At 70.3% G+C, this 20309-nt stretch carries 25 protein-coding genes; 14 read left to right on the top strand and 11 right to left on the bottom strand.

The annotated features are described in order from the left end of the window. Nucleotides 1-52 precede the first annotated feature (52 nt). Nucleotides 53-445, top strand: coding sequence for a hypothetical protein (locus tag AB0L06_RS08765; RefSeq protein ID WP_500230335.1), 393 nt, complete (start codon nucleotides 53-55; stop codon nucleotides 443-445). 52 nt (nucleotides 446-497) lie between these two features. Here the strand turns inward: AB0L06_RS08765 and AB0L06_RS08770 are convergent, their stop codons facing one another. The 5 genes from AB0L06_RS08770 to AB0L06_RS08790 form a co-directional block, all read right to left on the bottom strand. Further along, a complete protein-coding gene (locus tag AB0L06_RS08770) occupies nucleotides 498-1496 on the bottom strand; it encodes an RNA polymerase subunit sigma-70 (protein ID WP_500230336.1) in 999 nt (332 codons plus the stop codon). Then, nucleotides 1493-1636, bottom strand: a complete 144-nt coding sequence (locus tag AB0L06_RS08775) for a hypothetical protein (protein WP_500230337.1) — start codon at nucleotides 1634-1636, stop codon at nucleotides 1493-1495. Before AB0L06_RS08775 ends, AB0L06_RS08770 begins: the two co-directional genes overlap by 4 nt. 66 nt (nucleotides 1637-1702) lie before the next feature. Beyond that, the gene (locus AB0L06_RS08780; RefSeq protein WP_500230338.1) at nucleotides 1703-2695 is read right to left on the bottom strand and encodes an NADPH:quinone oxidoreductase family protein; all 993 of its coding nucleotides are present in this window, start codon (nucleotides 2693-2695) and stop codon (nucleotides 1703-1705) included. A 253-nt stretch (nucleotides 2696-2948) separates the two neighbouring features. After that, on the bottom strand, nucleotides 2949-3401 hold the full coding sequence (locus tag AB0L06_RS08785) for an NUDIX domain-containing protein (RefSeq protein WP_500230339.1): 453 nt from the start codon (nucleotides 3399-3401) through the stop codon (nucleotides 2949-2951). Between the two features lie 146 nt (nucleotides 3402-3547). Further along, entirely contained in the window at nucleotides 3548-4402 is an 855-nt protein-coding gene (locus AB0L06_RS08790; protein WP_500230340.1) for a MarR family winged helix-turn-helix transcriptional regulator, read from the bottom strand. A 139-nt stretch (nucleotides 4403-4541) separates the two neighbouring features. Here AB0L06_RS08790 and AB0L06_RS08795 point away from each other — a divergent pair, with 139 nt between their 5' ends. From AB0L06_RS08795 to AB0L06_RS08805, 3 genes are all read left to right on the top strand, one after another. Next, nucleotides 4542-5432, top strand: coding sequence for a haloalkane dehalogenase (locus tag AB0L06_RS08795; RefSeq protein ID WP_500230341.1), 891 nt, complete (start codon nucleotides 4542-4544; stop codon nucleotides 5430-5432). 128 nt (nucleotides 5433-5560) lie between these two features. Continuing rightward, on the top strand, nucleotides 5561-6085 hold the full coding sequence (locus tag AB0L06_RS08800) for an NUDIX hydrolase (protein ID WP_500230342.1): 525 nt from the start codon (nucleotides 5561-5563) through the stop codon (nucleotides 6083-6085). Nucleotides 6086-6308: 223 nt separating this feature from the next. Then, the gene (locus AB0L06_RS08805; protein WP_500230343.1) at nucleotides 6309-6908 is read left to right on the top strand and encodes a hypothetical protein; all 600 of its coding nucleotides are present in this window, start codon (nucleotides 6309-6311) and stop codon (nucleotides 6906-6908) included. 366 nt (nucleotides 6909-7274) lie between these two features. Here AB0L06_RS08805 and AB0L06_RS08810 read toward each other — a convergent pair whose 3' ends face one another. After that, entirely contained in the window at nucleotides 7275-8003 is a 729-nt protein-coding gene (locus tag AB0L06_RS08810; RefSeq protein WP_500230344.1) for a DUF2625 family protein, read from the bottom strand. 534 nt (nucleotides 8004-8537) lie between these two features. Beyond that, the gene (locus tag AB0L06_RS08815) at nucleotides 8538-9215 is read right to left on the bottom strand and encodes a hypothetical protein (RefSeq protein WP_500230345.1); all 678 of its coding nucleotides are present in this window, start codon (nucleotides 9213-9215) and stop codon (nucleotides 8538-8540) included. A 239-nt stretch (nucleotides 9216-9454) separates the two neighbouring features. Between AB0L06_RS08815 and AB0L06_RS08820 the strand changes: the two genes are divergently transcribed. Continuing rightward, nucleotides 9455-10150, top strand: coding sequence for a hypothetical protein (locus tag AB0L06_RS08820; RefSeq protein ID WP_500230346.1), 696 nt, complete (start codon nucleotides 9455-9457; stop codon nucleotides 10148-10150). 54 nt (nucleotides 10151-10204) lie between these two features. Here AB0L06_RS08820 and AB0L06_RS08825 read toward each other — a convergent pair whose 3' ends face one another. Then, nucleotides 10205-10753, bottom strand: coding sequence for a GNAT family N-acetyltransferase (locus tag AB0L06_RS08825; protein ID WP_500230347.1), 549 nt, complete (start codon nucleotides 10751-10753; stop codon nucleotides 10205-10207). Between the two features lie 143 nt (nucleotides 10754-10896). Between AB0L06_RS08825 and AB0L06_RS08830 the strand changes: the two genes are divergently transcribed. The 6 genes from AB0L06_RS08830 to AB0L06_RS08855 all read left to right on the top strand — a co-directional run bounded on the left by AB0L06_RS08830 (nucleotide 10897) and on the right by AB0L06_RS08855 (nucleotide 14144). Then, the gene (locus tag AB0L06_RS08830; protein ID WP_500230348.1) at nucleotides 10897-11019 is read left to right on the top strand and encodes a hypothetical protein; all 123 of its coding nucleotides are present in this window, start codon (nucleotides 10897-10899) and stop codon (nucleotides 11017-11019) included. Nucleotides 11020-11237: 218 nt separating this feature from the next. Continuing rightward, complete coding sequence (locus tag AB0L06_RS08835; protein ID WP_500230349.1) at nucleotides 11238-11555, top strand: chorismate mutase; 318 nt, start codon at nucleotides 11238-11240, stop codon at nucleotides 11553-11555. Next, complete coding sequence (locus AB0L06_RS08840) at nucleotides 11555-12190, top strand: LysE family translocator (protein WP_500230350.1); 636 nt, start codon at nucleotides 11555-11557, stop codon at nucleotides 12188-12190. The genes AB0L06_RS08835 and AB0L06_RS08840 overlap by 1 nt, the downstream gene beginning before the upstream one ends. Nucleotides 12191-12391: 201 nt before the next feature. Then, on the top strand, nucleotides 12392-13207 hold the full coding sequence (locus AB0L06_RS08845; RefSeq protein ID WP_500230351.1) for a DUF6544 family protein: 816 nt from the start codon (nucleotides 12392-12394) through the stop codon (nucleotides 13205-13207). 140 nt (nucleotides 13208-13347) lie between these two features. After that, nucleotides 13348-13725 carry an HPF/RaiA family ribosome-associated protein gene (locus AB0L06_RS08850; protein ID WP_500230352.1) on the top strand — a complete coding sequence of 126 codons (378 nt, stop codon included), beginning with the start codon at nucleotides 13348-13350 and terminating at the stop codon, nucleotides 13723-13725. 23 nt (nucleotides 13726-13748) lie between these two features. Beyond that, on the top strand, nucleotides 13749-14144 hold the full coding sequence (locus AB0L06_RS08855) for a pyridoxamine 5'-phosphate oxidase family protein (RefSeq protein WP_500230353.1): 396 nt from the start codon (nucleotides 13749-13751) through the stop codon (nucleotides 14142-14144). 53 nt (nucleotides 14145-14197) lie between these two features. Here the strand turns inward: AB0L06_RS08855 and AB0L06_RS08860 are convergent, their stop codons facing one another. Both AB0L06_RS08860 and AB0L06_RS08865 read right to left on the bottom strand, forming a co-directional pair. Further along, nucleotides 14198-14875, bottom strand: a complete 678-nt coding sequence (locus AB0L06_RS08860) for a response regulator (RefSeq protein ID WP_500230354.1) — start codon at nucleotides 14873-14875, stop codon at nucleotides 14198-14200. After that, nucleotides 14872-16521: a sensor histidine kinase gene (locus AB0L06_RS08865; protein WP_500230355.1), complete on the bottom strand. Its 1650-nt coding sequence runs from the start codon at nucleotides 16519-16521 to the stop codon at nucleotides 14872-14874. The genes AB0L06_RS08860 and AB0L06_RS08865 overlap by 4 nt, the downstream gene beginning before the upstream one ends. A gap of 158 nt (nucleotides 16522-16679) precedes the next feature. Here AB0L06_RS08865 and AB0L06_RS08870 point away from each other — a divergent pair, with 158 nt between their 5' ends. Genes AB0L06_RS08870 through AB0L06_RS08880 form a run of 3 tightly spaced genes read left to right on the top strand, consistent with a single transcriptional unit; the run spans nucleotide 16680 to nucleotide 19450 of the window. Continuing rightward, nucleotides 16680-17492, top strand: a complete 813-nt coding sequence (locus tag AB0L06_RS08870) for an ABC transporter ATP-binding protein (protein WP_500230356.1) — start codon at nucleotides 16680-16682, stop codon at nucleotides 17490-17492. After that, nucleotides 17482-18372, top strand: a complete 891-nt coding sequence (locus tag AB0L06_RS08875; protein WP_500230357.1) for an ABC transporter permease — start codon at nucleotides 17482-17484, stop codon at nucleotides 18370-18372. The genes AB0L06_RS08870 and AB0L06_RS08875 overlap by 11 nt, the downstream gene beginning before the upstream one ends. A gap of 37 nt (nucleotides 18373-18409) precedes the next feature. Continuing rightward, nucleotides 18410-19450 (top strand): ABC transporter substrate-binding protein, encoded by a 1041-nt coding sequence (locus AB0L06_RS08880; protein WP_500230358.1) that lies wholly within the window; start codon nucleotides 18410-18412, stop codon nucleotides 19448-19450. A 265-nt stretch (nucleotides 19451-19715) separates the two neighbouring features. Here the strand turns inward: AB0L06_RS08880 and AB0L06_RS08885 are convergent, their stop codons facing one another. Further along, nucleotides 19716-20189 (bottom strand): MarR family winged helix-turn-helix transcriptional regulator, encoded by a 474-nt coding sequence (locus AB0L06_RS08885; protein ID WP_500230359.1) that lies wholly within the window; start codon nucleotides 20187-20189, stop codon nucleotides 19716-19718. Nucleotides 20190-20309 lie beyond the last annotated feature (120 nt).

Consider the following 20309-nt stretch of genomic DNA (forward strand, 5'->3'; position numbering starts at 1 on the left):
GGGCACACTCGAGGCTTGCCCGCGACCCGGACGACGCACCGCAGGAGAACCCATGACGGCTCCGAAGGCCAACTCCGCGACCACCCCGACCACGCCCGACGAACACGGTAGCCAGGACGGGATGACGCTGGCGGAACTCGGCCGGTGGGCCGATCGGCAGGGCATGCTGCTGGCGGAGAAGTTCAACCTCGGCGACTCCGAGCAGGACCGTGCGTTCTTTCTGCTCGCCGCGGCCGCCAAGCTCGGCGAGGAGGCCGGGGAGCTGCACCGTGAGGTGCTGGGGTCCATCCGCCACCAGCGAGCCGAGAAGCTGGAGCAGTTCACCCTGCAGTCCGCGGCCGACGAGATCGCCGACGTGATCATCTGCGCGGCGATCCTGGCGGCGCGGATGGGCGTCGACGTCGAGAGCGCCGTCCGCGACAAGGTCGCGCGCGTCTCCCTGTGATCAAGCCACTGTGACCGTCATGGCCCGGTCGGTGTTCCCCCTCGTGATGGTGTCAGTGCGCGAGCACGTTCGGGAGGCCGAACGTCGCGGCCAGGTCGGGGGCGTGGAACTTGATCACTCGGGAGACGCCGGTGGTGGTGGGGGCCAACACGACTGCGCCGTCGGCTCGGAGTGTGCCGTCCGAGTCGCGGTGATACACGACGGCGGCGGGTTGGCCGTTGGCCGTGGTGCGGATCATCCGCCAGTCGCCCGGTGTGCCTAGCACGTACGTGTCGAGCAGGTGGATGCACATCGTCCGGCCCGCCTGCCATTCGCGGAATGGGGTGGCCTCCAGCGTGGCGTCCGCGCGCAGTACCTGTTCCAGCAGGCGGGCGTCGGAGTTCTCGAAAGCTGCGATGTAGCCGTCGAGAAGGGCGCGTGCCCGTGGGTCGGTCGGTTCGAGCAGTGTCTCGGGCTGCGGCACCAGGTCGTCCAGCCGGGCACGGGCGCGTTGCAGGCCGCTCTTGACCGCCGCCGTGGTGGTGTCGAGGATCTCCGCGGTCTCGGCCGCCGAGAACGCCAGCACCTCGCGCAGGATGAGGATCGCTCGTTGGCGGGCGGGCAGGTGCTGCAGGCCGGCGATGAGCGCCAGCCGCAGCGACTCGCGTTCGACCACCACCGCGGCCGGGTCGTCGGCGGGCGGGGCCGTCCATGCGTCCGGCAGCGGTTCCAGCCACGAGACCTCGCCTGGCGGGACGGGCGTCGGCGGACGATCGGCACCGTCTTGGGAGGCTGCTGTCAGACCTGAGGGCAGCACTCGGATCGGACGCGGCTTCAACGCCGTCAGGCAGACGTTGGTGGCGATCTTGTAGAGCCAGGACCGCATCGACGCCCGGCCCTCGAATCCGGAGGAGGACCGCCACGCCCGCAGATAGACCTCCTGCACCAGGTCCTCGGCGTCGTGCGCCGAGCCGACCATGCGGTAGCAGTGCGCCAGCAGCTCCCGGCGGAACCGCTCGGTCTCGGCGGTGAACCGGTCGTGATTCGGCGCCGTCCGCAGATCCGATGTCACGCCGGGAGCCTGGTGCCGCGACACGTCCGGGCGAGGTCCCTGTTGTAGTGACGTTCGAACGCGTCGACGTCGGAGGGCCTGTCGTACATCGCGACGAGTCGCGCCGTCCGCTCGGCGGCCGGGCCCACGGTTGCGGTCATCTGTTTGAACTCCTGTCATGGAATGCCCCGGTTTTGGGGCGTCACCGGCGCGAAGCCGGGCGGTTTTCAGGGCAGGAGGGCCAGTTTTCCGACGGTGGCCCTGGCTTCCAGGTCCGTCAGCGCTTTCGGACCGTCGGCAAGCTCGTACGTGATCGGCGAGGTGGGGACGAGGACGCCGGCTGCGATCAGCGCGAACAACTCCCCCATCAGCTCGCCGAAGATCTGCGGTGCCGCCTGGATCAGCACACCGATGTTGAGGCCGATGATGTGGACCTGGTGTTTGTAGACCAGCTCCCAGTTGGTGATCGCGGCTTCGCCGCCCGCGAGGCCGAAGACGATGACCCGGCCGGTGACCCGCTTGGCCGCGGCCAGGCTGGCGGCGAAGGTGTTGCCGCCGACGGACTCCAGAACCACATCGACGCCGGAACCGCCGGTCAGCTCCATCACCTCGGCGGCGAGGTCGCCGCTGCGAGAGTCCAGGACGTGGTCGGCTCCCAGTGTCTGCACCGTCTCGTGCTTGCTCGGCGAGGCGGTGGCGATGACCGTCGCACCGTAGTGCTTGGCCATTCTCACCGCTGCCTGGCCGGTCCCGCCCGCCGCGGCGTGGATCAGCACGATCTGCCCGGCGGTGATGCCGCCGAGAGGTTTGAGCGCGGCCAGTGCGGTAGGCCAGTTCACGACCAGCCCCAGTGCCTGCTGCTCCGTCCAGCCCGGAGGCACCGGTACCGCCGCAGCCGCGGGCAGGACCATGTACTCGGCGAAAGCGCCGGTTCCGACACCGACGACGCGGGCCCCCGGCTGCGGGTCGGTCACGTCCTGCCCCATCGCGACGACCTCGCCCGCGGCCTCGAACCCCGCCAGGTACGGCGGCTGCGGGCCGTCGGCGAACGTGCCGTGGGACTTGGAAATGTCGGCGAAGTTGACCCCGGCGGCGGTCACGCGGATCAGGACCTCGCCCTGGCCGGGGCTCGGCACCGGCGCATCCGTGGTCAGGCGCATGTCCTGCGGACCGTTGAGGGATGTCTGCTGCAGCGCGCGCATGGTCGCGGGAATGCTCATTGGCGATCAGCCTTCTTGGTCGACGTCATGAGGAGACCGACCGGCCCGTCACAGGCCGTGCCTCCCACCATGTAGACCTCGGCCACCACAAAAAGGAATCGCCCTCACCCGAACCGCAGGAAGTCAGCTTGCGCCGAGGACGGGCTTGCGGTTCATGTTGAGCTCCCCCGTAGGGATGCACCTGCTACCAGGACGCGTGCTCAGGCCGCGCCCGTCCTCCTGGGGAGCGCGTTCTCGTTGCGGCGACATCGCCTCACCGCAACGCCGAGGTGAGCTGGGAGAGCCCATCGGGGTCGTCGAGTGCGGCGAACACCATGGCCGCAAGGATCTTGGTGTCGGACGGAGTCTCCTGGAGGGAAGCGACCTGCTCGGCGGTGAACCACTCCAGGGGATGCTCGCCCGGCATGGTCGGCGTGGGATCCGTGCACCGCACCAGCCAGATGTGGTCGATGTGGCCGTGAGGCTGGTCGAGGTGGTTGTCGGGAGGACAACTCGTCAGTTCGGTGATCCACCATGGCTGCGGCACCACGTGAAGCGGAAAGCCCTCCGGCAGGCGCGGGCCTGGGGAGGGCAGGAGTTGCAATCCACTGAGCCCGGTCTCCTCGACCGCCTCACGGATCGCGGCCTCGGCGGGGTTCTCGTCGTCCTCCACGTGTCCTCCGGGGGCCATCCAGCAGCCCAGCCGAGGATGGCGGATCAGCGCCATCCTCCACCGCGCGTCGGCCCACGTTCGACACAAGATCAGCACACTCGCGGTCGCATGTTTGACCACCTCTGATCTCCGATCCGTCCGAGCTCAGGCTTGGCAGCGGCCCCTGCTGCTGGACGGTGCGGCGGGGCGCGTCGATCGGCCTACGGCAGGAGCTTGGTGAGGAGGGTGCGGAGTTCTTCGGCGCCGTCCGGGCCGAGGATGTCGTCGATGTCGTGTTCCATGCTCTCCAGGGCTTCGCGCACCACGGGGATGCGGGCGCGGCCGAGGTCGGTGAGCTGGAGGGCATAGCGCCGCCGGTCATGTGGGTCCTGGCCGCGGGACACCACGCCGGCCTGCACCAGCTCCTCGACGAGGGAGGCGGTGGCCGGTCCGGTCAGGTGCAGGTATCGGGCCAGTTGCTCTTGCGGGCAGGGACCGAGCCGGTCCAGGGCGGGCAGCAGGGCGAAGTGGCGGGTGCGCAGGCCGTACGCCTCGAGCCGGTGATCCCCAAGACGGCGCAGCCGGTAGTGGGCTTGAGCGATCAGGTGCTCGACGCTGTGGATGGCGGAGGGTCCGTCGTCGGCGACGAGCATGGTCAGCAGCGCGGTGAGGCGTTGCCGTTCGGGCTCGGTGAGCGCGGCGGTGAGCTGGGCGTCGCGGTCGGCGACGGCTTGGCGCATGCCGTCCAGGGCGGTACGGCCCGCCTCGGTCAGGGACAGCATGTAGGTACGGCGGTTGGACGGGTTGCGGATGCGGACGACATGGCCCGCCTCCTGGAGCCGGTCGAGCAGCCTGACCATGATCGTGCGGTTGATGCCCAGCCGGTGGGCGAGGTCCTGCTGGGAGGGGGCGTCCGCGTCGGCGAGGATGTCGAGCACCACGAACTCCCGCGACTGGGGACCGTCCTGCACGGCGTGTGCGGTGACGGTCGTGAACACGCGGCGGAGCAGATGGCCCGTGGTCGCGTGCAGTGGGCCGGACTCGTCGTCGACGACGTTCGTTGCCTGATCGGGCACGAGCCTCACCTCCTGGCGCGATGCTAGCAGTCCTGATAGTTAGCCCGATGATTGTTGCATCCGAATTAGTTGGACTGTTGACGATTGGAAGAGTGCAGATCTAGAGTCCAGGTGCCGACTCAGCGAAGGGCCAACGATCATGCACACTGTCGCCGTCATCGACTCCCACCTCGCCTACACGGAGATCGGGCGGGGCGAGTCGCCCGTGGTGTTCCTGCACGGCAGCCCGACCTCGTCCCACATCTGGCGCAACGTCATCCCGCACGTCGCCGACCGCGCCCGGGTCCTCGCCCCTGACCTGATCGGGATGGGCGCCTCCGGAAAGCCCGACATCGGCTACCGCTTCGCCGACCACGCCCGCTACCTGGACGCGTGGTTCGAAGCCATGGAGCTGGAGGACGCCGTCCTGGTCGGCCACGACTGGGGCGGCGCACTGGCCTTGGACCGCGCCGCCCGCCACCCTGACCAGGTGCGCGGCGTCGTCCTCATGGAGACGTTCCTGCGCCCGCAGATGTGGGCGGAGCTGCCGCAGGACGTGATCGAACACTCCAAGGCGCTGCGCACTCCCGGTGTCGGCGAGCGGCTACTGCTGGAGGAGAACGCCGCCATCGAGTACGCCCTGCCCCACCCCTTCGCCATCAAGACCGGCCTCAGCCCAGAGGACCACGACGTCTACCGGGCGCCCTACCCCGACCCCGCGTCGCGCCGTCCGCTCCTCCAGTGGCCTCGCGAGATCCCCTTCGACCGCGAGCCGGCCGATGTGGCCGAGCGCATGGACGCCTACGGCGAATGGCTCGCCGGCAGCCCGGAGGTGCCCAAGCTGCTCCTCACGGTCGAGGACGGTGTCGGTATCGCCTCCCCCGAGATCGTGGACTGGGCCCGCCAGAACATCGCCGCCCTCGAGGTCGAGGGGATCGGACCCGCCGGCCACCAAGCCCCCGAGGACCAGCCCGACGCCATCGGCAAGGCCATCGCCGCCTGGCTGGACCGCCATAACCTCCTCTCGGCCACGCCGTCCTCACGGCCATGACCCCGCTCCGCGCTGGCCTCGTATGAACCGATGTCGCCCTTCGGGTCTCACCATCGACCCGTTCCGCGAGGTCAGCGCGCCGCCGCGATTCGCCCGGGTGGCTCGCAACTGTGACCTACAGTCCTGTCGTGGCATGGCGCGAGATCAGACGCAGCACTGTTTTCAGCAAGTTCGGCCGCTCCGTGGACCGTGTCGACTTCGAGTTGCCCGACGGAGGGAAGGAGGAGTTCTTCCTGAAGCGGGAGCGGCCGGGTGGCGCGGTGCTCGCGCTCACCCCGAACGAGCACGTCATCCTCGCCCGCCAGTACCGGCCCGGCCCTAATCGGGTGCTGTACGAGCTGCCCGGGGGCTCCATCGACCCCGGTGAACAGGCGCTGGACGCCGTCCGCAGGGAATTGCTGGAGGAGACGGGCTACCGGGGCGAGGTCCGCGCCGCCGGATCGTACTGGCACGACGCGTACTCCGACGCCCTGCGCTTCGTCTTCGTCGCCACCAACTGCGTCAAGGTCGCCGAGCCGCAACCGGAGCGCACCGAGTTCATCGACGTCGTCACCCTCGCCCTGGACGAGTTCCGCACCCGCGTGCTCCGCCGGGGCGAACTGACCGACACCGCCGCGGCTTACCTCGCCCTCGACACACTGGACCTCCTGTGAGCCCACTGGAGACGGCGGCCAGGCCAGGCGCCTCATGACGCTATTCACCCCGCTTCGGAAGTACCCGGGGCCGAACCTGGATCAAGAGGGCACGCGTCGTCCGGGGGCCGCGGACTGCCGGCCGGGCGCTCCCGCCGACCGGCGAGCGCCTACACTTCGAGGGTGTCCAAGATCGTCGATCATGGACGTGATGCCTGGTTCGACGGCCGACAAGGAGTGTTCCGTGCTTCAAGGTCAGCGTGACCTCGTGCTCCGGCCGAGCAAGCGGAAGGCCGGGGTCAACCTTGGCATCATCGCGGTGGTCGGCCCGATCCTCGCCGCGACCGCGGTGTTCGAGCTCGGCCGGGGGTCGGCCGTGGTCATCGCCGCGGTGTCCGCCGTCCTGTTCGTCGTGGCGATCGGGGACGCCTACCGCTCCCGGATCGTCCTGACTTCTCAGGAGCTCATCGTCCGCGGCCTGTTCCGTGGGCAGCGCCAATCGCGGACGAGCGTCGCGCGCGTGGTTCGCGCGGTCGTCCTCCAGGGACCCCGGAACGTTCCCAACGAGATCCTGTTCGTCCTCGACGCGCAGGACGACCTGCTCGCCAAGGTGTACTCCGGCCACTACTACGCGCGCGAGGACGTCGACCGGCTGGTGAGCGCGCTGGGCGTGCCCTGCGACGACCTCGAGAAAGCCGTCAGCGCCGAGGAGTTCGCCAAGATCTACCCGAGCCTGGCGTCGTGGGACACCCGCCGCCCGGCCCTGATCACCATCACCGTCCTCGGCGTCGTGATCGCGGTCACCCTGGCCCTGTTCCTCATCTTCATCGCCCGTACGACCTGACCCACCGACCACCAAGACCATCGAAGATCCCAGCGATCTCGAATGGTTCCGACCTGCCTATCTCCTCGGAGTACGGCTTGTCACTGCGGCCGAGACGACACCTGTACCGGCTCCCCAGGCGCAGACCTGCCCTCGGCGCAATATGAACCATGTGTGCGTCCCTGATCACCGACGGCCGGCCGAACGCGAAGGCAGGCTCGGCGAGATCGAAGGACTTGAGGTCAGCCTCGCCGGAGCCGAAGACGCACCAGCCCAGATCAACCGCGGGTCCCCGATTGGCACCAGCGTCGCTCTCGGCCTTCCCGTTCGCCGAAGCCATCGGAATGAGCCGTGACATCCGAACCGAGGACGGAACGAACCGTCGCGCTACACCTCGCCAAGGAATCCCGGAGAAGCCAGGCCGACCTGCCTGGCGAAGTCAGCAGCCACGCCCAGAACCTCACGCATCGGCGCCGCCTGGCGGTGAGTAGCGGCAAGATCTGCGTGAGCTTCCTCAGTCCACAGGAACGGATACACAGTGATCCCCTGGGAGCTGGTGAGTTCTGCGGCCTCCTCTCGCCAGCCAGGCCAACGCAGGCCTTCGTAGAACTTCGCAAGCTGACCGGACACCAGCCAGGAGATCCACGCCGAATGGCCAACCTCCATGGCCTCCCACTCCAACGTGTCGGGAGCAAAGTAGGTCATCTGCCCAGGCGCGCCAGGCCGACCAGCTGCCACCGGATCGGCACCGTTCAGGGCGAACACACCGCCCACCACATCGTGGCCGACGACCAAGCCTCCGGCCGGCTGCCATTCAGGGTCGAAAGAGGCGGGAAACCGGTTGACCTGGGCAATGCTCGGGAGCCCGTCAGCACTGTGGCCGGCTCCGCCTGCGAACACCCGCAGCCAGCCGTCATCCAGGATCAGACCGCCGCAGTTCAGCGTCATTGCGCCGAGCACCGATCGCGCGGTGATCTGCATCTGCAGCAGGGACCGGCCGGCCTCTGCCAGATCCACCGGCAACGCCCTCAACGGAACCGCACTTGCCGCGAGCTCTTCCTGAAGATGCGGCCACGCCGGATCCGCTGTATCGATCAGCTCATCAAGTTCACGCACCCTCTGATGATCGCAGCACCGATCAGCAAGTCGGACACCATGCCGAGGCTACGATCAGGGAGCCAAAGCTCCGTTCCATTTCGCTGAGCCGGGTTCCGGCGGGGTCTACTCAGGACACCGATCGCGTGTCACGCATACGGCCGCCCCGTGAGCCGCTTCTTACTCCCACCGGTTCGGTCCACAGACCTCGGGCGCCCCGGCGACGCCTCTTGTCGGGACTTGCTGATCCTCGCGCGGGCCCCATCTGTCCAGCAAACGGATATCCCAGACCGAGATCAACTGAGTTCAGGGAATACGGGATCGAGGGCGCCGCCCATGAGAAGGACGGGTGGAGGAACAGATCGATGGCTTCGCCGCAACCACTTCGTCCCCGCGCCCGAGACCGCGCCACCGGCCGTCCCGCATCACAGCTCATTGAAGGGCGGGACTGCACCGCGACCCGCCGTTCACCCATCCGTAGCCACTTCGGCCCGCGATGCCGGTAGGTATGAGCGCTCCACGCTCCTGTCCACGTTCTCGGTCGCCCTGGGGAGTTCACCAGGGCAGTGGTTCGTCAAAGGAGCGGGGAGTGGCCGGAGTATCGGCTGAGATGTCCAGGCAGGGCCTGCCCAGGGGCCGATGGCGGTGCAGGTCGGCCGCGATGGCCTTCGCCCGGGGCAGCAGAACGGGACCGTGTGCGGCGAGTTCGGGATCTTCCAACAGCGGCGTGATGGCGCGGGCGGCGGCGTGCCGGATGTCAAAATCCGGATCGTCCAGCAGGTCCCGCACGACCGCGAACAACGCCGGGCGGGTCGCGCGGACGGCGAGTTCGGCGGGCGAGGGCGGGGTGCCGAAGCGGCGGGTGCTCTCCTCGGCGGCATGGCCGATGTCGACGGTCACGCTGCCGATCAGCTCCAACAGTTCGGCCCGCAGCGGTAGCGGCGGCGGATTGCGGTAGAGATCGGCGGGCAGCACCACGCCCGCCGTGGCTGGATGGCGGAGCAGGGCCGCCACCACCAGGATCGCCGGAGCGGTCGCCTCGGTGACGGAGCACTGATGGTTGATCGCCTCACCCAGCTCGTGCACCGCGCGTGCCTGCTGGGCAGGCGTACCGTGCGCCATGACGGTCAGCAGCTCATCGACCGGCCGGACACCGGACTCGTCGCCAGGGCCGAAGAACACCTCCAGCTGTTCCCAATCGGTACCCGCGATCAACTCCTGCGGGGTGGCCAACTCGCCCATAGCTCTCCCTTTCGAAGGGCATGACCCGGTACGTACGAGCCCTCACACGAGGTGATCCTGCACCGCCATCGAATCGACGCACAACGTTCCTACTTCTCACGGCCGCGACCACCTGTGAACTTGTGAGGAGCCTCCTGAGGGGTGCAGCCGAAGCGCACCACGCCTTCTGATGGGAGGGAGACTGGGGTGACCTGTGCAACGGGCGTCTGACGCCTCGCCTGAGGAGAGCTGTGACCAGGAATGACGCTGAAGAGCGAGTGTGGGATCCGTTCGGGACGCTTCGCCGGGTCCTTTGGATCAGCGGCGGGCAGTGGGCCGGCAAGTCCACCGTCGCCCGGCTGCTGGCCGTTCGATATGGGCTGACCGCCTACCACTACGACTACCACGACGCCCGTGGCCACAACGACCGCCGGATCGCTCGGCGCGTCCAGCTCGGTCAGTCTCCTGCCGCCCCGGACCCCGATCAGACCTGGGTGAACACCACCCCGGAGGACATGGCCGCCGAAACGCTGGCCGGCTTTCCGGTCCGGTTCGAATGGGCCTTGGACGACCTGCGCGGCCTGGTCTCCGGGCGCCCCATCGTCGCCGAAGGCTGGGGGCTCCGTCCCGAGTTGGTCGCCCCGCTGATCGACTCCCCTCGGCGGATGGTCGTCATGGTGCCCACCCAGGCTTTCCGCGACCGCCAGATCCACGAACTCCCACGAGCCGCCGCGGTCGCCACTGACGTCAGCGACCCCGAACGGGCCAACCGGAACCGGTGGGAGCGGGACCGCCTCGTCGCGGACGACGCCGTCCGGTCCGCCCGACGCCTCGGCATCCGCGTGGTCGAGGTCGACGGATCCCACGACGCCGCGGCCGTCGCCGACATCGTCGCCGACCACTTCAGCCCCTACCTGCCCGCGCCACAGGAGGACCGCAGCGCTTGATCTGTACGGGCGCTCAGACGGTTCCGTTCTTGGTCCCGAGGTGGGCGGACCGCCTCAGGCAGACGACGCGACCGGGGACCACACGCCGAACCACTGCTCGGCGCCGTACTCCTCGAACCGCTCCACCTCGGTGAAGCCCAGCTTCGCAGCCAGGCGCATCGCGCGGTCGTTGGCAGTCTGAGTGCAGAGCACCACCGGCTCGCCGGGAAGGACGTCGGCGAACCAGTCGAGTACCGCCGCACAGGCCTCGGCGGCGTACCCGTGTCCCCAGGCCGTTGGCAGGAACAGGTAGCCGAGCCCGGTCTCCCCGCCATCCGGACGGACGCGCCCCTGGAGCTCCGCGTCGCGCCGATCGAGCGTGATCATGCCGATCATCGCGCCGTCGAGATCGATCACGAAGAAGCCGGGTCGCCGCCCGGGAACCTCGGGCATCGCGCGCTCAAGCTCATCGCGCGGTCGAGGACCACCGACGTAGGCGCCCACCTCCGGCGAGGCGAACAACTCGATGAACGCCGCCCGGTCCCGAGCCTCGGACTCGCGCAGGACGAGCCGCTCGGTCCTGATCGGGACGGGCGGCCAGGCGATGGCCCCGAGATCGGTCATGGCGGGCAAACTAACGCACGCCCGCCGAGTGCTTGAACGTGGCCATGCCGGTTTGGCGCGCTCCGGCGGGTGTGTTCGGGCCGAGGGCCTCGGTGCCGTCTCGGGCCGCTGCGGCGACGAGCTTTCGCGGGGATGATCCCTGGGTGCTGCACGTTCGTGAGGGTCACCGCACGATCGTCGCCCACATGAACGGCGACTGGGCTCCGGCTCGTTGGACCAGTGGGATCCACCTGATGACCGACGTCGTGGCCGCCGAGTTCAGCTGAGCCGCGGCGAACGGCATCGCCGTTTGTTGATCTTCCTTGGTCGTGCGGTGCTAGGTTTGCCACATGCATTGTGGTTTGCGCGTTGCGGGCTGGTGGCCGGGCTTGAACCGGCTGTAGCGCACGCGTGAACAGGGCCGGTTTTCGGAGATCGGCCCTCCACCTCTCGGCTTGGGGCCGGCCTCTGGCGGCGGCCCCGAATCCGACAGGAGGATCCTTCGATGTCCGATCCCACCTCTCTGGTCGAGGTCCGTGCGCGGATCGACGCGCTGGACGGTGATCTGGTGCGCCTTCTGGCGCAGCGGCAGGTTCTGGTTCGGCAGGCGGCCGCGTTCAAGTCCGACGAGCGTGCCGTCCGAGCGTCCGACCGTGTGGAGCAGGTCGTCCAGACGGCACGCGAGCGGGCCGTGGACGCGGGGTTGTCCCCGAGCGTGGCTGAGCTCGTGTGGCGCGCGATGGTCAGCGCCTTCATCGATCTCGAACTGGACGAGCACCGAGCCGCTGCCTCGTCCGCCGGCGGACGAGAGGGTGAGCGCTGATGGCGACCACGGGGCAAGTGATCGCGTTCGCGACGGTGATCCAGCTGGGCGCCATGTCGCCCGGACCCGACTTCGCCGTCGTCGTGCGGCAGGCGGCCGTCACCGGACGCCGGGGCGGGATGGCGGCGGCCCTCGGCGTGGCGTGCGGCGTGTTCGTCTGGGCCGCCGCCGCCGCGCTCGGAGTGGCGGCCGTGCTGGCCGCGTCGGCGACGGCCTTCACCATCACGAAGATCGCAGGCGCCGTGTACCTGCTCTATCTCGGCGCCAAGGCGCTCATGGCGGCGTACCGGGGTGATCAGGGGCCGTTGGAGACGACGGCGAGCGCAGGTGGCGAGAACGCGATCGTCGACGGGTTCCGGCGCGCGCTGCTGACCAACCTGCTCAACCCGAAGGCCGCGGCGTTCTTCGTCGCGCTGATGCCGCAGTTCCTCGGGGCGCATCCGGCGGCGACCGACACCCTGCTGCTCTCGGCGATCGCCGTGGTCATCAGCGCGGCGTGGTTCGTCCTTCTCGCCAACATCGTCGGCTCGATGCGTGCGTTCTTCACCCGGCGGCGCGTCCGCCGCTCGCTGGACGCCGGAAGCGGAGCAGTGATGATCGGCCTGGGGCTGCGCCTGGCCGCCACGTCCAACTGAGCGCACTCCCGAACGCTCGCCTTGCCCGAACCCGGCTTCGTCGATGCCGGGTTCGGGCAGCGGTTCTCCGCACGGGTAGCGCGCCCGGCCCGAGTGATGTCAGGTGTGCCGCTCCGCAGCTGAGACAACCGAGCCCTTCGGCGGACAGGAAGGGCCGTTCGTCCCTGTTCCGGGAGGTTCCGGACGGCAGAGGGTGAAGGCATGCGCGGAGCAACGTTGAACCTCGTGGCGTATCCACCCGCCGAGTCTCCGACCCGGCGTCCCCGGCTCACCGAGGACGTACAGCATGACTGGGAGCGGCTCGCCCTGCCGAGCGGCCCCGTCGGGACGTTCACTCCTGAGTTGGCCGACCGCCTTCCGGTGGCCGCCCGGCGCTGGCTGCTGCACGCCATCGCGCCCGGCACGCCGCTGCTGACGACGGCGCTTCTGGAGACGCACGGCCGCATACGCGTCAACGGGCGATGGTGGCCCTACGACGCCGAGCAGGTCCTCAGGCCGTTCCAGGGTTTCGTCTGGGCCGCCACCACCAGGCGGGGCGGACTGCCCGTCACCGGCTTCGACGAGTACCGGAACGGCCAGGGGCGGACGCACTGGCGGATCCTCGGGCGGCTTCCGATGATCTCGGAGTCCGGTTCGGACGCCTCACGCAGTGCGGCGGGCCGCCTGGCGTCCGAGTTCGTCCTCGCCCCGGCGGCGGCGCTGTCCCCCGCCATCCAGTGGGAGCACCTCGACGACACGAGCGCGATCGCACATGTGGCGATCGGTTCGGACGTCCATCCCGTCACCCTCACCGTCCTCCCGTCCGGACAGCTGATCTCGGTGGCGACGCCGCGCTGGGGCGATCCCGGCGGGGACGGCTTCGGTGAGCACCTGTTCGGCATGCGCGTGCAGCGCGAGCGGACCTTCGACGGCTTCACCGTCCCCTCCCTGGCCCAGGCGGGCTGGGGCCTCGGCACGGCCGACTGGCGGGACGGGGAGTTCTTCCGGTTCGTCCTCGACCACGCCGCCTACCGCTGAGAGCGGCATCAGGACGCCGAGGGCCGATCGGGCCGTGAGCAGGGACCATCGGCCCTGGGCGTGATGATCTCCACGGGCCATCGTGGTGATCGGACAGAGCGTCGGACGGTCCGTCCGTCCGGCCCCGAGTAGGAGACGCCATGCCTCACATCATCGACTCCCACGACCCCGTCACCGCCGGGGCGGGAAGCGCCGCGCAGACGATCGCCTTCACGTTCAACGGAGCCGTTCCGCCTGGTCAGGTGGAGTGGGCGCGGGAGGCGTTCACGCGGGTGCTGACCCACGCCCACGAGCCGGTCCTGTACGTCCACGCGACGCTGACGCAGGAGCCCGTGCCGGCGGTGTCGGTGCGCGTGGACCTCAACGGACGGCCGGTGCACGCGCACGCGCGGGCGGCGTCCCTGCACGAGGCGATCGCCCTGACGGCCGACCGGATGTCGACGCGGCTGCAGCGGATCGCGCGCGACTGGGAGTCCCGCCGGGGCCAGCATCCGCGTGGCGCGCGGCGGGCCGACTGAGGCACGGGCGGAGAGGACCGAGAATGACCACGATCGACACCGATCTCGACCGCGACGTCTGCCTGCGCCTGCTGGGCGGCGTCACGGTCGGCCGCATCGCCTGGTGCGCGTGCGACGGCCGCGCGGTCGTCGTGCCGGTCGCGTACGTCGTCGACGGCGACGCGATCGTCGTCCGCGCCATCGGCGGGAGCGGGGTGCGGGCCGTCCGGTCCGGTCGCCTGCTCACCTTCGAGGCCGACGCCGTCGGGCCGACGCCGCACACCGGCTGGAGCGTGGTCGTCAGAGGCCCGGCCGAGGTCGTCGACGACCGGCACACCGTCCGGAAGCCGGCCGTGCCCGCCCCGAGGAAGGACGAGCCCGCCCCCTTCCTCCTCCGCATCACCGCCTCCGAGATCACCGGCCACGTCCTGTCGCTCTAGCGGGGCGACGCTTCACCGGACGCCCACGACGACTCGTTCGACCTGACCGGGGGCTAACGGGGAGACCAGGAGTACTCGTGTTCGGGGCGGCCGGTGGCGCCGTAGCGGAGGGCCACGTGGACGCGGCCTCGTTGGGCGAGGCTCGCGAGGTAGCGCTGGGCGGTGGCGCGGGAGATGCCGACGTCCTCGGCGACCTCGGCGGCCGAGCGGGGGACGCCCGCGCGGCGCAGGGATTCGGCGACGAGCTGGGCGGTGACCGGGGTGCGGCCGGACGGACGGGCGGAGCCGGCCGCCAGGGGCGCGGTGAGTTCGCGGAGGGCGGCGTCGACGGCGTCCTGGGTGAGTTCGCCGGGGCCCGCGAGGGCGCGGCGGTAGCGGGCGTAGCCGACCAGGCGCGCGGTGAGGGCCTCGGCGGCGAACGGTTTGACCAGGTAGTGCAGGGCGCCCTGGCCGAGGGCGGCGCGGACGGACGCGGCGTCGGTGGCGGCCGTCGCCATGATCACGTCGGCGTCGAGGGTGGAGAGCAGGCTGAGCCCGGACGCGTCGGGGAGGTAGACGTCGAGCAGGACGAGGTCGGGGTCGAGTTCGATGGCGAGTTCACGGGCGCGGGCGGCGCTGTGCGCGGTTCCGCAGACCTGGAAGCCGTCCACCGACGCGACGAATCCGGCGTGGACCTGCGCGACGCGGAAGTCGTCGTCCACCACGAGCACGCGGAAGTCCGGGTCGGTCACCGGTCCGCCTCCTTTCCCAGCACTCCGGGCAGTCGTGCCACGACGACCGCTCCGGTCCGTCCGTCCTCGGTGTTCTCCCCGGGCGGGGCGGCGAAGGTGACGTCGCCGCCGCGGGCGCGGGCGGTGCGGCGGGCCAGCCCGAGGCCCAGGCCGCGGGCGCGGCCGCCGTTGGGCTCCCGGGTGGTGACGCCGTCGCGGAAGATCTCGTCGCGCAACCCGTCCGGGACGCCCCGGCCGGAGTCGGCGACGGTGACGTGCAGGTCGGGGCCGTCCCCGAGGAGTTCGACCTCGACCCAGGCGGGCCGCCGGTCGCCCTGCCGGGCGGCCTCGACGGCGTTGTCGACGAGGTTGCCGACGACGGTGGTGACGTCCAGGGGGTCGGTGACGCCTCCGGGGACGAAGCTGCCGGGGCCGACGTCGAGCCGGACGCCGCGTTCGGCGGCGACGGCCGCCTTGGCGGACAGGAACGCCTGGAGGTAGGGGTCGAAGAGCGGGTCGGCGGGGAGGGGCTCGGTGGCGGGGGCGCCGGAGGTCTCGGCGACCAGCGTCCCCAGGTAGCCCGCGGCCTCCTCGTGGTGACCGAGGTGCAGCAGCCCGGACAGGGTGTGGAGGCGGTTGGCGTACTCGTGCCGCTGGGCGCGCAGGGCGTCGAAGAGCGTGCGCACCGAGTCGAGTTCGCGGGCGAGGGTCTCCACGTCGGTGCGGTCGCGAAGGGTGACGACCGCGCCGAGGTCCCGGCCGCGGCGGCGGACCTCGCGCCGGTTGACGACCAGCACCCGCTCCCCCGCCGTGACGAACAGGTCGGCGGCGGGGCTGCGCCCGGCGAGGACGTCGCGGAGCGGACCGGGGACGTCCAGGTCCTCGGCCGGGACGCCGCGTTCGAGGCGGGTGCCGAGGAGCCGGACCGCCTCGGCGTTGCAGACGGCGACGTGGCCGGTGGCGTCCACCGCGACCACGCCCTCGCCGACGCCGTGCAGGACCGCCTCGCGCTCGTGGACGAGTTCGACCAGCTCGTACGGCTCCAGGCCGAGGGTCTGGCGGCGCAGCCGGACCCCGATCGCGGCGGACGCCAGGACGCCCAGCAGCAGCGCCCCGGCGACGAAGGCGGACAGCCCGCTGAGGGCGTCGTCCAGTTCGCGGTCGATGGCGCCCGCGTCGAAGCCGACGCTGACCTCGCCGACGACGTGCCCGGCGCGTTCGGGCCCGGCCGGGTCGTAGAGCGGGACCTTGCCGCGCACCGAGAGCCCGAGGGTGCCGCGCTCGAAGCGGACCACCTCGCGTCCGGCGAGCGCCGCGGACGGGTCGGTGCTGACGCGCTGCCCGAGCAGCGCCTCGGTGGGATGGGAGTAGCGGATGCCGTGCCGGTCGGTGACGACGACGAACAGGGCCCCGGCCCGGCGGCGGACGCGTTCGGCGCGGTCCTGCACCACGTGGCCGGGGTCGCCCGCGACCACGGCCCGGCCGACGCCCGAGTCGGCGGCGACGCTGCGGGCCAGGGTGAGGGCGCGCTGGCCGAACTGGTCGCGCAGCTCGCCGTCCAGCCGCCAGGCCACCAGGGCGTATCCGGCGCAGCCCACGACGACCACCACGGCGATCTGCAAGATCAGCACCTGGCGGGCGAACGGGAGACGGAACCGGACGGACATGGCAGGCCAAAGTACCCGATGCCTTACCGTGCGCCCAGCCCCCGGCGAGCAAAAAGAGCAGAACCCGCGCAACACGCTTAACGTGCGGTTATGCGAATTGCGCGGGCTTCGCGGACAAGGGTTCCGGGTGACCCCGGTCACTTCCTACTCTGCCGGGCATGTCCCAGCAGAAAGCCCCGGTGATCGAACTTCACGGGGCCACCAAACGCTTCCGGTCCGGCGCCGGCCTCCACACGGCCGTCCGCGACCTGAACCTGACCGTCGCGCCCGGCGAGTTCGTCGCCGTCGTCGGCCCGACCGGATGCGGCAAGTCCACCACCCTGTCCCTGGTGTCCGGCCTCGAACCGCCGTCCGCCGGGACGGTCCGGGTCCACGGCGAGCCCGTGACCGGGATCCCCGACGGCGTCGGGTACATGTTCCAGAACGACGCCGTCCTCCCCTGGCGTTCCGTCCTCGACAACGTCGCGACCGGACCCCGCTACCGGGGCCTCGGCAAGCGCGAGGCGCGCGAGAAGGCCCGCGAGTGGGTCGCCCGCGTCGGCCTCGCCGGATTCGAGAAGTACTACCCGCACCAGCTGTCCGGCGGCATGCGCAAGCGCGTCGCCCTCGCCCAGACCCTGGTCAACGAGCCGTCCATCCTGCTGATGGACGAGCCGTTCTCCGCCCTGGACGTCCAGACCCGCAGCCTCATGCAGGACGAGCTGCTGCGGCTGTGGTCCGGATCCGGCGCGGCCGTCATCTTCGTCACCCACGACCTGGAGGAGGCCCTGGTGCTGGCCGACCGGGTGGTCGTCATGACCGCCGGGCCCGCCACCGTCAAGGGGGTCTTCGACGTCCCGCTGGAGCGCCCGCGCGACGCCGAGGAGGTCCGCCTGACGCCGGAGTTCCTCGACATCTACCGCGAGGTGTGGGAGTCGCTGCGCGAGGAAGTCCAGATCACCCGCGAGAGGGGGACCGGTCGTGCCGCATGACGTGAAGGCCCCGGCGGCCGCCTCGACGTCCGCCGCGCCCACCCCGGAGGAGGAGGCCAGGGCCGTCGCCCAGGCCAAGGCCGCCGCCGTGCGCCGCCGACTCATGATCAACCTGATGCGGATCGTGCTCGTCGCGGTGTGGCTCGGCTCCTGGGAGCTGGCCGCGCGGAACTGGATCGACCCGTTCTACTACTCGCGCCCGACCGCGATCTGGGACCGGCTGGTCGACTGGTTCTCCAACGGCACCTCGCAGGGCTCCATCTGGGAGCAGATCTCCTACACGCTGCGCGAGGCCGTCCTCGGCTTCGTCCTCGGCTCGCTCGGCGGCGTCGTGCTGGGCGTGGTGCTCGGCCGCAGCCGCTTCCTGTCGGACGTGTGCGCGCCGTTCATCAAGGCCGCCAACGCCATCCCGCGCATCATCCTGGCCTCGCTGTTCGTGATCTGGTTCGGGCTCGGCATGGAGTCCAAGGTCGCCACGGCGTTCGTCCTGGTGTTCTTCGCGGTGTTCTTCAACGCCTTCCAGGGCGCCCGCGAGGTGGACCGGAACCTGGTCAACAACGCGCGGATCCTCGGCGCCGGCCGGTGGGCCGTGCTGCGCACCGTCGTCGTGCCGTCCGCGACGTCCTGGATCCTGGCCTCGCTGCACTCGGCGTTCGGATTCGCGATCATCGGCGCGGTCGTCGGCGAGTACAGCGGCGCCGACAAGGGCCTCGGCCTGCTGATCAACCACGCCCAGGGCACCTTCGACGCGGCCGGCATCTACGCCGGAATGATCATCATCACCGTGCTGGCGCTGCTCGCCGAGTGGCTGCTGACGATGCTCGAGGGCCGGCTGCTGCGCTGGCGCCCGCCGTCGGCCGCCGACAGCAACCCCGTCTGATCCCCCTCACCCCCGTCCCCTCAGGAGTCCCCACCCCATGCGCACCTCCTACCGCGTCACCGCCGCCGCCCTGGCCGCGATGACCGCCCTGTCCCTCACCTCCTGCCGCAGCTCCAAGTCGTCCTCCGCCGGCGACTCCGGCGGCACCGTCAAGATCATGGTCGGCGGCATCGACAAGGTCATCTACCTGCCCGCCAAGCTCACCGAGCAGCTCGGCTACTTCAAGGAGCAGGGCCTCAACGTCCAGCTGCTGACCGAGCCCGCCGGCGCGATCGCCGAGAACGTGCTGATCTCCGGGGACGTCCAGGGCGTGGTCGGCTTCTACGACCACACCATCGACCTGCAGACCAAGGGCAAGTGCCTCGAGAGCGTCGTGCAGTTCGCCGACGTCCCCGGCGAGGCCGAGATGGTCGCGGCCGACAAGGCCGACAAGATCTCCTCCCCCTCCGCGTTCAAGGGCAAGAAGCTCGGCGTCACCAGCCCCGGCTCGTCCACCGACTTCCTGACCCGCGCCCTGGCCGTCAAGGCGGGCGTCCAGCCGTCGGACTACACCACCGTCAAGGCGGGCGCGGGCGCGACGTTCATCGCGGCCCTCGGCAACGGCGGCATCGACGCGGGCATGACCACCGACCCGACGATCGCCAAGCTCACCACGTCCGGCAAGGCCAAGGTCATGCTGGACATGCGGACCAAGGAGGGCACCCAGAAGGCCCTCGGCGGCCTCTACCCGGCGGCGTCGCTGTACATGGACTGCAACTACGTCAAGTCCAACCCGGAGACGGTGCAGAAGCTCGCCAACGCCTTCGTGAAGACCCTCGGCTGGGTCAAGGCCCACAAGCCGGACGAGATCGCCGCGAAGATGCCCGCCGACTACGCGGGCGGCGACCCGGCCCTGTACAAGAAGGCCATCGCCGACTCCATCGGCATGTTCACCGCCGACGGCGTCATGCCGGCGGAGGGCGCCAAGAACGTCCTCGAGGTGCTCTCCCAGTTCTCCCCGAACGTCAAGGGCAAGAAGGACACCATCGACCTGTCCAAGACCTACACCACGGACTTCGTCACGAAGGCCAAGCAGTAACGACCAGGCCCGCGGCTGCGCGGAGTGGCGCACCCCTCCGCGCAGCCGCGTCCTGCCAGGCCGTCCGGCACCGATCCCCCCTTCGGTGCCGGGCGGCCTTCCCGTTTTTCGCCAGCCCCGCCGGGTTCCTACCAGTAGACGCGGCCCCGATCGTTCGAGACGTACCTGCAGCAGGCATAGAGAGCGACGCGCGAGAGCCTTCTGGCATCCGCGCGGAGGGACCGCCCGAGGGCAGCGCTCAGCGGGCTCTCCGCGAGGGCGGCGCTCAGCTTCCTTCGAGTTCCTGGCGGACGGTGGCGGCGATGCGGGTGAGCGCGGTTCCGAGCTGGCGCCGCTGAGCGGCGGTGAGCGGATCGAAGACGAGCCGCTTCACCTGCGCGACGTGTCCCGGTGCGCTCTCGACGAGCTTCTGCCTGCCCGCGTCGGCCAGGGTGGCGAGGGTGTACCGGCCGTCGCCGGGATCGGGGCGGCGGGTGACCCAGTCGCGCGCCTCGAAGCGGTCCATCACCTTCGACAGGCGGGGCTGGGTGCTGTCGCAGTCCCGGGCCAGGTCGCTGAGCCGCATCGTGGCCTCGTCGGCCATGGACAGCCGGGCCAGCACCCCGTACTCGAAGTTGGAGATTCCCGCGTCTCGCTGCAACTGGCGGTCGAGGGTCGCCGGGAGGGCGATGACGACGGTGAGCAGCGCCTGCCACACGTCCTGCTGGTCGTCATCGAGCCAGAGTGACTGGGTGTCCATGAGTTCCATCATATGCCCAGGCAACTCATTTCACTTGCCCAGGCAACTCATCACGGGCTAGCTTTAACTTGCCTGGGCAAGTGATCGGACTTGCCTGGGCAAGTGAAGGAGCTGATGTCC

It is taken from the genome of Spirillospora sp. NPDC052269 (genome assembly GCF_040679435.1).
In the GTDB taxonomy this organism is placed as follows: domain Bacteria; phylum Actinomycetota; class Actinomycetes; order Streptosporangiales; family Streptosporangiaceae; genus Spirillospora.